Here is a 12,665-nt window from a genome sequence, read left to right on the forward strand (position 1 = left end):
CGCGCCGCGGGCGTTCGCCGCATCGTCGCGGCGAACGCCTACCTCCGGACGGGATGCATTCCGAATCCGCCGCATGAACCCCGGGGGTTCTGCTTCGCGCCGGTTGCCGGCATGCTTGCCGCATGCCTGAAACCGGAGACGGATCCCCCGCCGCGCTTTCCGCCGAGCCGCTGTCGCGCCTGACCGGCGCCGGCCCGCGCGTGGCCGAGAAGCTGGCTGCGCGCGGCATCGCCAGCGTGCAGGACCTGTGGCTGCACCTGCCGCTGCGTTACGAGGACCGCACCCGCCTGACGCCGATCCGCGCGCTGCGGCCGGGCGAGCCGGCGCAGGTGGAAGGCCGGGTCGAGGCGGTCGAGCGCGGCTTCCGCTACCGGCCGCTGCTGCGGGTGGCGATCGGCGACGACTCGCAAGCCACGCTGGTGTTGCGCTTCTTCCACTTCCGCGCCGCGCAGGCCGCGCAGTTCAAGGTCGGCGCGCGCGTGCGCTGCTACGGCACGCCCAAGCCGGGGCAGCACGGGCTGGAGATCGTCCATCCCAGCTACCGCCTCCTCGACGAGGACGACGACGCGGCGCTGGGCCAGTCGCTGGAACCGGTGTACCCGGCCATCGAAGGCGTCGGCCCGGCCACGCTGCGCAAGCTGATCGCGCAGTCGCTGGAACGGCTGCCGCCGGCCGAGGCGCTGGAACTGCTGCCGCCGGCGATGCTGCGCGGCCTCGGCCTGCCGACCCTGCGCGAGGCGCTGCTGACCCTGCACCGCCCGCCGCGGGATGCGGACCTGCATGCGCTGGACGCCGGCCGCCATCCGGCGCAGCGACGGCTGATCCTGGAGGAACTGCTGGCCCACCACCTGAGCCTGCGCCGCCAGCGCATGGCCTTGCAGCGGCACGAGGCGCCGGCGCTGTCCGGCGAGCGGCTCGCCGCACGGCTGCTGGAGGCGCTGCCGTTCCCGCTGACCGGCGCGCAGCGGCGCGTGTTCGCGCAGATCCGCGTAGATCTCGCCAGGACTTCGCCGATGCTGCGGCTGGTGCAGGGCGACGTCGGCAGCGGCAAGACCGTGGTCGCCGCGCTGGCGGCGATGCTGGCGGTGGAGTCGGGCAGGCAGGCCGCCTTGGCCGCGCCGACCGAACTGCTGGCCGAGCAGCACCTGGCCAACCTGCGCGGCTGGCTGCAACCGCTCGGCATCCACGTGGCGTGGCTGGCCGGCAAGGTGACCGGCAAGGCGCGCGCGCAGGCGCTGGCCGAGGTCGCCGACGGGCGCGCGCAGGTCGTCGTCGGCACCCATGCGCTGATGCAGGAGGCGGTGGTCTTCCACGATCTGGCGCTGGCCATCGTCGACGAGCAGCACCGCTTCGGCGTGCACCAGCGGCTGGCGCTGCGCGACAAGGGCGCTGGCGGCCGCTATGTGCCGCACCAGCTGGTGATGACCGCCACGCCGATCCCGCGCACATTGGCGATGACCGCCTACGCCGATCTCGACGTCTCGGCCATCGACGAACTGCCGCCGGGCCGCACGCCGGTGCAGACGGTGGCGCTGAGCACGGAACGCCGGCCGGAACTGATCGAGCGCATCCGCGCCGCCTGCGCCGAAGGGCGGCAGGTCTACTGGGTGTGCACGCTGATCGACGAGGCGCAGGACGAGCCCGGCAAGCCCGCGCAGGCGCCGCGCATCGAGGCGCAGGCCGCGCAGACCGCCTACGAGCAGTTGACGGCCGCGCTGCCCGGCGTGCGTGTGGCGCTGGTGCACGGGCGCATGAAGGCGGCCGAGAAGCAGGCGGCGATGCGCGCGTTCAAGGACGGCGCGGTCGACCTGCTGGTCGCCACCACCGTCATCGAGGTCGGCGTGGACGTGCCCAACGCCTCGCTGATGATCGTCGAGAACGCCGAGCGGCTGGGCCTGTCGCAACTCCACCAGCTGCGCGGCCGAGTCGGCCGCGGCGCGGCCGTCTCCAACTGCGTGCTGCTGTACCAGCCGCCGCTGTCGGCGATGGCGCGGCAGCGGCTGGAGACGATGCGCCAGACCAACGACGGCTTCGTCATCGCCGAGAAGGATCTGGAACTGCGCGGCCCAGGCGAACTGCTCGGCACCCGCCAGACCGGCCTGGCGAGCTTCCGGGTCGCCGACCTGGCGCGCGACGCCGCCCTGCTGCCGCAGGTGCGCGAGATGGCCGACGCGCTGCTGGCGCGATCGCCGGCCGTCGCCGACCGCATCATCGAACGCTGGGTCGGCGGCGCGGCGCGCTACGCGGCGGCGTGAGGCCGGGCTTTCGGCGCCTGTGGCCGCGCTCGCGCGCGCGACGAGTGCGGCCCGGCGACCAGCTTCCCGACATGCCGGCCGCGCCGCGCAGCAGGATGTTGAACCTTGCTGCTACCGGATGGCTGTTTCAGCCGTCATGGCACAATGACGACGTTTCCCGGCCCTTCCAGCGCGCACTCGCCGCCGCTTTACGAATGATCCCAGCAGAGCCCAGCACACCGCCCACCGGTAGCCCGGCCGCGCACGACACGGCGCGCTACCGGGCCTCGGTGCGCCTGTCCGTCGCGCCGATGATGGACTGGACCGACACCCACTGCCGGGTGTTCCATCGGCTGCTGGCGCCGCATGCGCGGCTGTATACCGAGATGGTGCATGCGCAGGCGGTCATCCACGGGGATCGCGATCGGTTGCTGGGGTTCGATGCCGTCGAGCATCCGGTCGCGCTGCAACTGGGCGGCAGCGAGCCGGCGCTGCTGGCGCAGGCCGCGCGCATCGGCCAGGAATCGGGCTACGACGAGATCAACCTCAACGTCGGCTGCCCTTCCGACCGCGTGCAGGCCGGACGGTTCGGCGCCTGCCTGATGAAGGAGCCGGCGCTGGTCGCCGACTGCGTGGCGGCGATGCGCGCGGCGGTTGGGGTGCCAGTGACGGTGAAATGCCGGCTCGGCGTCGACGAGCAGGAGGACTACGGGCGTTTCGCCGCCTTCGTCGACACGGTGGCGGCTGCCGGCTGCGGCGAGTTCGTCGTGCATGCGCGCAAGGCGTGGCTGCAGGGCCTGTCGCCGAAGGAGAACCGCGAGATCCCGCCGCTGCGCTACGACTGGGCCTATCGCCTCAAGCGCGAGCGCCCCGAGCTGACCGTCGTGCTCAATGGCGGCATCGCCGCGGCGGACGATGCGCAGGAACACCTGCGCCACTGCGACGGCGTGATGCTGGGGCGGGCGGCCTATCACGATCCCTACCTGCTGCACGAACTGGAATGCCGGCTGTGGGATCGGCCGCCGGCCACCCGCGAGGCACTGCTGCTGCGCTGGCGTCCCTACGTTGAGCGGCAGTTGCAGGCCGGCGTCGCGCTCAAGCACATGACCCGGCACGTCCTCGGCCTGTTCCACGGCCAGCCGGGCGGACGCCTGTTCCGGCAGGCGCTCAGCGAGGGCGCGCACCGGCCCGGCGCCGACTGGGAACTGATCGAACGCGCGCTGCACGCCATGCGCCAGCACCTGCGCCCGGCGGCCTGATGATCACCCGCGATCCGGTGGACTTCCTGGCGCATGCGCGCCGCTGTGCGACCGATTTCGGGCCTGCGACCGCCAAGGCGGCCTTCCTGGTGGCGCCGGACGGATTCGCCCATGCCGCCGAGTCGGCGGCCGACAACCGCTACATGGCCGCGCCGGACGGCTTCGACCGCGCCGCCGCGCTGGAGCAGCACCGTCGCCTGCAGGCGGCGCTGGCGGCCGACGTGTCGGTGGTCTGTTTCCCCGGCGCCGCCGATACGCCCGACGGCGTGTTCCCCAACAACGTGTTCGCCACCGCGCCGGGCCGGCTGATCGTCGGCCGCATGCGCCATCCGGTGCGCCGGCGCGAAGCCGCGCGCGCGGACATCCGCCGCTTCTTCGTCGAGGCGATGGGGTATGCCGAGATCGACCTGTCGGCGCAGCCGCACCCGTGCGAGCTGACCGGCGCGCTGGTGATCGACCGCGCGCGCGGGCTGGGTTTCTGCGGCCTGTCCGAGCGCTGCGACGAGGCTGGCGCGGCGCTGATGCACGAGGCTTTCGGCCTGCGCGCCACGCTGATGTTCGACCTGGCCGAGGGCGAGTACCACACCAACGTGGTACTGGCGGTGCTGGCCGGCCGCGCCGCGCTGGTCTGTCCGTCCGGACTGGCCGAACCGGAGCCGGTCGGACACGCGCTCGACGGGATCTACGGCGCGGGCGTGGTCCGCCTCTCGGCCGCCGAGCAGGCGGCCTTCGCCGGCAACGCCATCGCCCTGGATGGCGAGGGCGTGTGGATGAGCGCGCGGGCGGCGGCCGCGTTGGTACCAGCCAGCCGGCAGGCGCTGGCCGCTGCGGGTTTCGCGGTGCGCACGGTGGCGCTGGACGCCATCGAGGCCGCCGGAGGCTCGCTAAGGTGTTGTGTGGCGGAGATTTTTTGAGTATTCATATAGCTGAATAAGCGCTTCCGGTCTGTGGATAAGTTAAGACCGGATTCATTGCCGCGCGCCAACACTGCGCCCCTGACACCGTGGCAGAGAGCTTCCAGAGGGGTTTCGGTGTACGTTCAGTTTGAAGGGCCGATATCCGTTACGATTCCGTTATGACTTGCATCCGTCACATTTCCATTACGGCCGCTCTGCTCGTGCTGCTGCCGGCGGGCATCGGGCGCGCATGCGCGCAGGATCAGGGCGACCCGCGTGCGTCCGCGCCGCCGACGGTGCTGCCGCGTCCGTCGCAGGATGCCTCGCGGCAGAGCCGGCACAACTCGCTGTCCGATTCGGTGCGCCGCGTGCGCAGCGAGATGGGCGGGCAGGTGCTGGGCGCCGAGCGCCTGCAGTTCGACGGACGCGACATCAACCGGGTCAAGTATCTCGACGAGCGCGGCCGCGTCCGCTACATGGAGGAGGCCGGCCAGTCGCGCCGGCAGGGTCCGCCGCGGCCGCCGCGCGATGTCTCTCCGCCTCCTGCACGCGGCGATAACCCCGACAACCCGTAGTCTTGCGTCATTGCCTGAAGTATCCGCCGCGCCCTTGTGGTGCCGGCATTCCAAGGAGAGTCCATGCGTATCCTGCTGGTCGAAGATGAAGCCCCCCTGCGCGAGACCCTGGCCGCGCGCCTCAAGCGCGAAGGTTTCGCCGTCGATGCCGCGCAGGACGGCGAGGAAGGCCTGTACATGGGCCGCGAAGTGCCGTTCGACGTCGGCATCATCGATCTGGGCCTGCCCAAGATGTCGGGCATGGAGCTGATCAAGGCGCTGCGCGACGAGGGCAAGAAGTTCCCGGTGTTGATCCTGACCGCGCGCTCGAGCTGGCAGGACAAGGTCGAGGGCCTGAAGCAGGGCGCCGACGACTACCTGGTCAAGCCGTTCCACGTCGAGGAGCTGCTGGCGCGCGTCAACGCGCTGCTGCGCCGCGCCGCCGGCTGGAGCAAGCCCACGCTCGAGTGCGGCCCGGTCGCGCTGGATCTGGCCGCGCAGACGGTCAGCGTGCACGGCAACAACGTCGACCTGACCAGCTACGAGTACAAGGTGCTCGAGTACCTGATGATGCACGCCGGCGAACTGGTCTCCAAGGCCGACCTGACCGAGCACATCTACCAGCAGGACTTCGATCGCGACTCCAACGTGCTGGAAGTGTTCATCGGCCGCCTGCGCAAGAAGCTGGATCCGGAAGGCGAGCTGAAGCCGATCGAGACCGTGCGCGGCCGCGGCTACCGCTTCGCGATCCCGCGCAACAACGAGGACTGATGGCGCGCGGCACGGACGCCAGGCCGTCCGGCGCCGGCGGCAGGGTCCGCTTCGCAGGCTGGCGGCCGCGCTCGCTGCGGGCGCGGCAGATGCTGGGCGCGGGCCTGGGCCTGATCGCCTTCCTCGCTCTGGCCGGCTACGCGCTCGATCGCGCCTTCGTCGCCACCGCCGAGGAGAACCTGCGCCAGCGCCTGAAGGCCTACGCGCTCAAGTACACCGAGGGCATCGAGTTCGCCCGCAACGGCGCGCTGGTGCCGCCCTATGACGATCCGGATCCGCGCTTCGACATGCCCGACAGCGGGCTGTACGCGCAGGTGGTGATGCCCGAGGGCGCGCCGTGGGGATCCAATTCCACGCTGGGGCCGGACCTGCCGCCGTCGTCGATGCTCGGCCCGCTGGAGGAGTCCTTCGATGGGCCGCTGCCGTACCGGCGCGCCGACTACGGCGAGGGCCTGACCTACCGCTACGGCCTGGGCATCGTCTACCCGCAGAGCGAGCGCGACGAGGAATACCCGTACACCGTCTACATCTTCGAGAACGCGCAGGCGCTGAACTCGCAGATCGCGGTGTTCCGCCGCGCGCTGTGGGTCTACCTGGGCAGCGCCGGCGTGCTGCTGGTGCTGTTGCAGGTGCTGGTGCTGCGCTGGAGCCTGCGCCCGCTGGGGCGCGTGGTCGAGGAACTCAAGCGCGTGCAGCGCGGCGAGGCGCAGGGCATGAGCGAGCGCCACCCGATCGAGCTGGAACCGCTGACCGACAGCATCAACGCCTTCATCGACAGCGAGCGCGAGAACCTGGAGCGCCAGCGCAACACCCTGGCCGACCTGGCGCACAGCCTGAAGACGCCGCTGGCGGTGCTGCGCACGCAGCTGGACAGCGGCGGCGGCGAGCAGGCGCTGCGCGAGGAACTGGACGCGCAGCTCAAGCGCATGAACAACCTGGTGACCTACCAACTGGCCCGCGCGGCGTCGAGCGGGCACAAGCTGTTCGCCGCGCCGGTGGCGATCGAGCCGCACGCCGAGGAGATCGTGCGCGGGCTGGAGAAGGTGTACGCCGCCAAGGGCGTGCTGTGCGAGTTCGAGATCGACCCGTCCGCGCGCTTCCACGGCGAGCCGGGCGACCTGCTGGAACTGCTCGGCAACCTGCTGGAGAACGCTTTCAAGTGGGCACACTCGCGCGTGCTGCTGACGGTCAGGCCCGGCCAGCAGCAGGCCAACCGCCGCGCCGGCCTGCTGCTGTCGGTGGAGGACGACGGCCCCGGCATCGCCGAGGAAGACGTCGCGCGCATCCTCCAGCGCGGCGTGCGCGGCGACGAGCGCGTGCAGGGCCACGGCATCGGCCTGTCGACGGTGCAGGACGTGGTGCGCGACTACCGCGGCGAGCTGAGCGTGGGCCGCTCGCAGGAACTGGGCGGCGCGCATTTCCAGGTGACGCTGCCGCCGGGGCTTTGAATCGTTCGAGCGGTCTGTAGAGCCGAGCTTGCACGGCTCCGCGATACGGGAGCGGAAGAGCAGCCGAGCAAGCTCGGCTCTACAGGGGAAGGTTTTTGTCCGCTCGGTGGAACTGGCCGGGATACGTGCCGGTGTGGTGGGCCGGGCTTTGAATCGTTGCGGGTTCGCCGCATCGCATGCGTGAGCAGGTCTGTAGAGCCGAGCTCGCTCGGCTCCGCGATACGGAGCGGAAGAGCAGCCGAGCAAGCTCGGCTCTACAGGGGAAAGGTTTTTGTCCGTTCGGTGGAACTGGCCGGGATACGTGCCGGTGCGGTGGGCCGGGCTTTGAATCGTTGCGGGTTCGTCGCATCGCATGCGTGAGCGGTCTGTAGAGCCGAGCTTGCTCGGCTCTGCGATGCGGAGGCGGGAAAGCAGCCGAGCAAGCTCGGCTCTACAGGGAAAGGTTCTTGTCCGCTCGGCGGGATTGGCCGGGATACGTGCCGAGTGGTCCGCGGGGATCTGAATCGCTGCGGTCGTGCATCGTTCGCGGGAGTGGCCTGTAGAGCCGAGCTTGCTCGGCTCTGCGATGCGAAGACGTAAAAGCAGCCGAGCAAGCTCGGCTCTACGTGGGGTATGGCCTGTGACCGGGCCTACGGATGTCCGGTGTGCTGCATCGGCGAGGGGCCGTAGAAGCGCCGCAGGTGTGCGGCCACTTCCGGCATCGCCGATTCCAGCATGGCCGGCGCGGAGAAGTGGTACTCGCTGGCCACGGCGAAGAATTCCTCCGGCGCCTCGGCCGCGTAGGCGTCAATCGCCGTCTCGCGCCGCGCGTCCACCTCGGCGCAGAAATCGTCGTAGCTGCGCTGGAAATCGCGCGCCCATTCCCGCTGCCAGGCGCGCGGCAGCGGCGGGGTGCCGTCCATCGCGCCGTCCAGCGCATCGAGCTTGTGCGCCATCTCGTGCACCGCCACGCAGAAGCCGGCGTCCGGTTCGGCCAGGTCGGCCTGCACGTCGGCCCAGGACAGGATCAGCGGCCCGGCGTCCCAGGATTCGCCGGCCAGTTCGTCGTCCCATTCGTGCAGTACGCCGGCCGCGTCGACGTGGCTGCGCTGCACGCGGAACGCATCGGGATAGACGATGAGCTGCGACCAGCCGTGCAGCCCGTTCTCGCCGAATTCCAGCAGCGGCAGGCAGCACAGCGCGGCCAGTTGCAGGCGCTGCGCCTGGTCCAGTTCCAGCCCGGCGATCGGGGTGATGGCCTTGCATGCGAGGAAGCGCGCGCACAGCTTGCGCAGGCGCGCGGCGCGTTCTTCGTCCAGCGAGGAGAACCAGGGGTGGCCCGCCAGCAGCGCGGACCAGCGGGCGTCGTCTATCGGCGCGTCAGCGCGGCGCCGCAGCCAGCGCAGCACGCGTCAGCGGAACATGCCCGGCAGGAAGCTGTGCCACTTTGGCGCGCGCGGGCGCGGCAACGGCGACTCGTCGTCGTCGCCGCCACCGCGCGAGCCGGAGGCCGGCGCCGGCAGCGCGGTGGACACCGGCGCGTACTTGTTGCGCACGGCGGCGGCCCTGTCGCGCGGGGTGTCGGCCAGGCCTGTCTCGGCGGGCTTCTCGGCCAGTTCCTGGCAGGAGGTGACGTCGGAGGGCGCGTTGACGCGTCCGTTCTGCGCCATCGCGGTGGCGCAGGCGCCCAACAGCAGCATCAGGGGAAGCAAGCGCAGCATCTTCGGACTCCTGTCGGTGGGCCGGACGACCGGCGGCGGGCGGACAGCCGGTGGAATATAGCGTGAAAGCCGGCCGGCGGCGCGTGCCGCCGGCCGGCTCCGCGCCCCGATCGGACCGGCGGCGTCGAGGCCGGCCGCCGGGCATCGCGCATAATGCCGCGCATGCCGATGCCCGCCGCCCCGTATCCCGTTCCACGCCCGCGCCGCGCGCATGCGCCGCCGCCGCCCCGCCGCATCCGTACCGGAGGCCGGGCGGATGGATGAGCGCGCCCTGGTCCTGCGGCTGTGCGACGGCCCGGTCTCCGGCGATGCCCTGGCGCGGGCCAGCGGGCTGACCCGCGCGGGGGTGTGGAAGCGCATCCAGGCGCTGCGCGAGGCCGGGCTGGAGGTGCAGGCGCAGCCGGGGCTGGGCTATGCGCTCGCCGCGCCGGTGGATCTGCTCGATGCGCAGGCCATCGTCGCCGCGCTGCCGGCCGCGGCGTGCGACGAACTGGCCGCGCTGGAGACGGCGTGGTCGCTGGATTCGACCAACAGCGAACTGCTGCGGCGTCCGCCGCCCGAGCGCGGCGCGGTGGCGCTGCTGGCCGAGCGGCAACAACGCGGGCGCGGTCGCCGCGGCCGGATCTGGATTTCGCCGCTGGCGGCCAACCTCTACCTGTCGCTGGCGCGGCAGTTCTCCGGCGGCCTGGCGCGACTGGGCGGGCTGAGCCTGGTCGCCGGGGTCGCCGCCGCCGAAGCGTTGCGCGAACTGGGCGTGACAGGCGTGGGCCTGAAGTGGCCCAACGATCTGGTCGTCGATGGACGCAAGCTCGGCGGCCTGCTGGTCGAGGGCGGCGGCGAGCACGCCGGCCCGGTGCGCGCGGTGATCGGGCTGGGCCTGAACGTGAAGATGCCGGCCGCCAGCGCGGGCACCATCGACCAGCCGTGGACGGACCTGGCCAGCGCCGGCGCCGGCGCGTCCTCGCGCAACGCGCTGGCCACCGCGCTGCTGGCGCGGTTGCTGCCGGCATTGGCGCAGTTCGACCGCGAGGGGCTGGCGCCGTTCCTGCCGCGCTTCGCCGCGCTCGATGCACTGGCCCGCCAGCCGGTGCGCGTCTACGCGCCGACGCGGGTGCTGGAAGGCGTGGCCGAGGGCATCGCCGCCGATGGCGCGCTGCTGGTGCGCATGGACGGCATCGTGCAGCCGGTGCATGCCGGCGAAGTCAGCGTGAGGGCGCAATGAGCCGGTGGCTGTTCGACCTGGGCAACTCGCGGCTCAAGGCCGCGCGCCTGGGCGAAGACGGAAGGATGGGCGAGGTGATCGCGCTGGGCCATGACGAATCCGCCTTCGCCGATGCGCTGCATGGCCTGCTGGCGGCCGGCGGGCGCGGCGGTTCGGCCTGCCTGGCCAGCGTGGCCTCGCCGGTGCTGACGGCAAGGGTGGTGGAGATCCTGGCTGCGCATTTCCGCACGGTTTCGCTGGCGCGCACGCAGCGGCGCTTCGCCGGCGTGCGGGTGGCCTACGCGGAACCGGGCCGGCTGGGCGTGGACCGCTTCCTGGCGATGATCGGCGCGCATGCGCGGCGGCCGGGCCGGCAGTTGATCGTCGGCGTCGGCACCGCGCTGACGATCGACCTGCTCGCGGCCGGGGGCGAGCACGGCGGCGGGCTGATCGCGCCCTCGCCGCGGCTGATGCGCCAGGCGCTGCACCATGCCGCCGCGCAGTTGCCGGCCGAGGGCGGCGAGGTCGGCGATTTCGCCGCCGACACCGCCGACGCACTGGCTTCAGGCTGCGATGGCGCCGCCGTGGGCCTGATCGAACGCAGCCTGCGGCAGGCCGCGCTGGATGGCGCCGGCGAACCGGCGCTGGTGCTGCATGGCGGCGGCGCCGACGCGTTGCTGACGCAGCTGCCGCAGGCCGTGCATGCGCCGTCGCTGGTGCTGGAAGGACTGGCCCGCTGGGCGATGGCCGGGTCGGTTCCAGACGGCCTGGCGCGCTCTAGAATCGCCGCATGCTGATACGCGCCCTGATCGTCCTGCTGGTCGCCCTCAACCTGGGCGTGGCGTCGTGGTGGATGCTGCGGGCCGACCCGGTTCTGCCCGCGCCGGCCCTGCCGGTGGGCGTGGCGCAGCTACAACTGGTGGATGCGCCGCAGGTGCAGGCATCGGTGCCGGCTGCCGAAGCCGCGGCGCCGGCGTCGCCCGCGCCGGCCGTACCGGCTTCCTGCATCCGCCTGGGGCCCTATGCCGACGCACAGGCGCTCGCCGGCGCCGGCATGCGGCTGAAGGCGCGCGGCATCGAGAGCCATCCCCGCCAGCTGCCCGGCGGCACCCCGTCGGGCTATCGCGTGCTGATCGCGCCGGCGGCCGATCGCGCGGCCGCGCAGGCGCTGGCCGCGCGCATCGCCGCGGCGGGCTTCGACGATTTCCTGATCATCGGCAGTGGCGCGGAAGCCAACAGCATCGCGCTCGGCCGCTACCGCAGCCACGCGGTCGCGCTGAACCGCCAGCAGGCGCTGCAGGCGGCCGGGTTCGCCGCCCTGCTGGAGCCGGTCGGGGCGACCGGCCCGATGCAGTGGTGGCTGGAATCGGTGCTGCCGCCCGGCGAGGACGGCGAATCGCTGCGGCAACTGGCCGGCGGCGCGCAGGCGCTGCCGCAGCCCTGCGCGGCCACGCCGTGACGCCTGCGGTAGAATGCCGCGCGGCCGCGATGGCCGCGCTTCATTGCCGGCATAGCTCAGTTGGTAGAGCAACTGATTTGTAACTCGGACGCGGCTGTCTTGGCGGCCGAGCCGAAAGCCAGATGCGGCAAGGCTTTCGGGGTTCATCGCTTAAACTGTGGGATACACAGGACACGGTTTAAGCAAGAGAAGTACGACGACATTGCCGCTTTAGCTCAGTTGGTAGAGCAATCGCCTTGTAACTCGGACGCGGTTGTTGTGGCGGCAGGCAGGAAGGCGAAGCGCGGTAAGGCTTTAGGCCCGCCAGCGCGTAGACTGTGGGGCAAGCCGGACACGGTTTGAGCAAGAGAAGTACGACATCGCCGCTTTAGCTCAGTCGGTAGAGCAACTGATTTGTAATCAGTAGGTCGTCCGTTCGATTCGGACAAGCGGCACCAGACGCCAGAGAAGGGCCGCTCGCGGGCGGCCCTTCTCTCTACTTCACCCAAGTCCAGCCGTTTGTTTCGGCAATGCGCATCTTTCGCACCGCACGCCAGCCTTTGGAGATGGACTCGAGCTTGGAGTCTGAGCTGACGTTACCGATGTAGCGGGTCACTGTCTTGTTGTTTAGCTTGAACTGAAGGTACCCGTAGAGTTGCTTCGACCTCTTGAAGGCTCGCACGGAGACGGAAGCAACGACGATGGCGCCGTCTTCTACTCGGAGTTGCCGCCTCTTCGCGCCGCCTGCGGCCTTGTCCTGTGCTTCTGTCGATCTGCTCATGACTTGGAGGGGGATAGGAAGTCTCTGATGGTGCGCTCGATGGCGGGCAGATCGCTCGTCTCGCACTCCCAGATGGTTAGAACTTTCCAGCCCTGAGACTGAAGAGCAGAAATGTTCTCGGCGTCCCGCCTCTGATTGCGTTCGAGCTTTGGGCGCCAGTAGTCGGCGTTGGACTTGGGGGCTCGAACGCTCGGGCAGCCGTGCATGTGCCAGAAGCAGCCGTGGACTAAGATGACGGCCTTGCGGCTTGGAAAGACGAGGTCTGGCTTCCCAGGTAGGTCCTTGCGATGGAGACGAAATCGATATCCGCAGCGGTGGGCCAGCTTGCGGACGAGGAGCTCAGGCTTGGTATCCGAGCTCCGTATGGCGCTCATGTTCGCGCT

Annotated in this window: 13 protein-coding genes and 1 tRNA gene; 10 read left to right on the plus strand and 4 right to left on the minus strand. The window is 70.9% G+C overall.

All coding sequences use genetic code 11. The annotated features are described in order from the left end of the window. The first annotated feature begins 122 nt into the window (after positions 1-122). The 6 genes from recG (at position 123) to AAG688_RS03665 (ending at position 7,162) form a co-directional block, all read left to right on the plus strand. Positions 123-2,255 carry an ATP-dependent DNA helicase RecG gene (gene recG, locus AAG688_RS03640; protein WP_411833997.1) on the plus strand — a complete coding sequence of 711 codons (2,133 nt, stop codon included), beginning with the start codon at positions 123-125 and terminating at the stop codon, positions 2,253-2,255. A gap of 194 nt (positions 2,256-2,449) precedes the next feature. Beyond that, positions 2,450-3,493, plus strand: coding sequence for a tRNA dihydrouridine(20/20a) synthase DusA (gene dusA / locus AAG688_RS03645; protein WP_411833998.1), 1,044 nt, complete (start codon positions 2,450-2,452; stop codon positions 3,491-3,493). Beyond that, positions 3,493-4,407 carry an arginine deiminase-related protein gene (locus tag AAG688_RS03650; protein WP_411833999.1) on the plus strand — a complete coding sequence of 305 codons (915 nt, stop codon included), beginning with the start codon at positions 3,493-3,495 and terminating at the stop codon, positions 4,405-4,407. The genes dusA and AAG688_RS03650 overlap by 1 nt, the downstream gene beginning before the upstream one ends. A 203-nt stretch (positions 4,408-4,610) precedes the next feature. Further along, positions 4,611-4,964 (plus strand): hypothetical protein, encoded by a 354-nt coding sequence (locus AAG688_RS03655; RefSeq protein WP_411834000.1) that lies wholly within the window; start codon positions 4,611-4,613, stop codon positions 4,962-4,964. Positions 4,965-5,027: 63 nt separating this feature from the next. Beyond that, entirely contained in the window at positions 5,028-5,714 is a 687-nt protein-coding gene (locus tag AAG688_RS03660) for a response regulator transcription factor (protein WP_411834001.1), read from the plus strand. After that, on the plus strand, positions 5,714-7,162 hold the full coding sequence (locus AAG688_RS03665) for a sensor histidine kinase (RefSeq protein ID WP_411834002.1): 1,449 nt from the start codon (positions 5,714-5,716) through the stop codon (positions 7,160-7,162). The genes AAG688_RS03660 and AAG688_RS03665 overlap by 1 nt, the downstream gene beginning before the upstream one ends. A 629-nt stretch (positions 7,163-7,791) precedes the next feature. On the opposite strand, the gene AAG688_RS03670 is transcribed toward AAG688_RS03665, so the two are convergent. Continuing rightward, positions 7,792-8,550, minus strand: coding sequence for a zinc-dependent peptidase (locus tag AAG688_RS03670; protein WP_411834003.1), 759 nt, complete (start codon positions 8,548-8,550; stop codon positions 7,792-7,794). A gap of 3 nt (positions 8,551-8,553) precedes the next feature. Next, positions 8,554-8,862: a hypothetical protein gene (locus tag AAG688_RS03675; protein ID WP_411834004.1), complete on the minus strand. Its 309-nt coding sequence runs from the start codon at positions 8,860-8,862 to the stop codon at positions 8,554-8,556. 256 nt (positions 8,863-9,118) lie between these two features. Between AAG688_RS03675 and birA the strand changes: the two genes are divergently transcribed. The 4 genes from birA (at position 9,119) to AAG688_RS03695 (ending at position 11,959) form a co-directional block, all read left to right on the plus strand. After that, complete coding sequence (gene birA / locus AAG688_RS03680; RefSeq protein WP_411834005.1) at positions 9,119-10,084, plus strand: bifunctional biotin--[acetyl-CoA-carboxylase] ligase/biotin operon repressor BirA; 966 nt, start codon at positions 9,119-9,121, stop codon at positions 10,082-10,084. Then, positions 10,081-10,860 carry a type III pantothenate kinase gene (locus tag AAG688_RS03685; protein WP_411834006.1) on the plus strand — a complete coding sequence of 260 codons (780 nt, stop codon included), beginning with the start codon at positions 10,081-10,083 and terminating at the stop codon, positions 10,858-10,860. Before birA ends, AAG688_RS03685 begins: the two co-directional genes overlap by 4 nt. Beyond that, the gene (locus AAG688_RS03690; RefSeq protein ID WP_411834007.1) at positions 10,854-11,522 is read left to right on the plus strand and encodes an SPOR domain-containing protein; all 669 of its coding nucleotides are present in this window, start codon (positions 10,854-10,856) and stop codon (positions 11,520-11,522) included. Before AAG688_RS03685 ends, AAG688_RS03690 begins: the two co-directional genes overlap by 7 nt. A gap of 361 nt (positions 11,523-11,883) precedes the next feature. Beyond that, positions 11,884-11,959, plus strand: a tRNA-Thr gene (locus tag AAG688_RS03695). Positions 11,960-11,997: 38 nt separating this feature from the next. On the opposite strand, the gene AAG688_RS03700 is transcribed toward AAG688_RS03695, so the two are convergent. Further along, positions 11,998-12,282: a hypothetical protein gene (locus AAG688_RS03700; RefSeq protein ID WP_411834008.1), complete on the minus strand. Its 285-nt coding sequence runs from the start codon at positions 12,280-12,282 to the stop codon at positions 11,998-12,000. Next, complete coding sequence (locus AAG688_RS03705) at positions 12,279-12,656, minus strand: very short patch repair endonuclease (RefSeq protein WP_411834009.1); 378 nt, start codon at positions 12,654-12,656, stop codon at positions 12,279-12,281. The genes AAG688_RS03700 and AAG688_RS03705 overlap by 4 nt, the downstream gene beginning before the upstream one ends. Positions 12,657-12,665: the final 9 nt, after the last annotated feature.

The organism is Pseudoxanthomonas mexicana, from assembly GCF_046736355.1.
GTDB classification, from domain to species: Bacteria; Pseudomonadota; Gammaproteobacteria; order Xanthomonadales; family Xanthomonadaceae; genus Pseudoxanthomonas_A; species Pseudoxanthomonas_A mexicana_B.

Coding starts and splice junctions, on each gene's coding strand:
- recG (WP_411833997.1), top strand. CDS start 123: ATGCCTGAAACCGGAGACGGATCCCCCGCCGCGCTTTCCGCCGAGCCG.
- dusA (WP_411833998.1), top strand. CDS start 2,450: ATGATCCCAGCAGAGCCCAGCACACCGCCCACCGGTAGCCCGGCCGCG.
- AAG688_RS03650 (WP_411833999.1), top strand. CDS start 3,493: ATGATCACCCGCGATCCGGTGGACTTCCTGGCGCATGCGCGCCGCTGT.
- AAG688_RS03660 (WP_411834001.1), top strand. CDS start 5,028: ATGCGTATCCTGCTGGTCGAAGATGAAGCCCCCCTGCGCGAGACCCTG.
- AAG688_RS03665 (WP_411834002.1), top strand. CDS start 5,714: ATGGCGCGCGGCACGGACGCCAGGCCGTCCGGCGCCGGCGGCAGGGTC.
- AAG688_RS03675 (WP_411834004.1), bottom strand. CDS start 8,862: ATGCTGCGCTTGCTTCCCCTGATGCTGCTGTTGGGCGCCTGCGCCACC.
- birA (WP_411834005.1), top strand. CDS start 9,119: ATGGATGAGCGCGCCCTGGTCCTGCGGCTGTGCGACGGCCCGGTCTCC.
- AAG688_RS03685 (WP_411834006.1), top strand. CDS start 10,081: ATGAGCCGGTGGCTGTTCGACCTGGGCAACTCGCGGCTCAAGGCCGCG.
- AAG688_RS03690 (WP_411834007.1), top strand. CDS start 10,854: ATGCTGATACGCGCCCTGATCGTCCTGCTGGTCGCCCTCAACCTGGGC.
- AAG688_RS03700 (WP_411834008.1), bottom strand. CDS start 12,282: ATGAGCAGATCGACAGAAGCACAGGACAAGGCCGCAGGCGGCGCGAAG.
- AAG688_RS03705 (WP_411834009.1), bottom strand. CDS start 12,656: ATGAGCGCCATACGGAGCTCGGATACCAAGCCTGAGCTCCTCGTCCGC.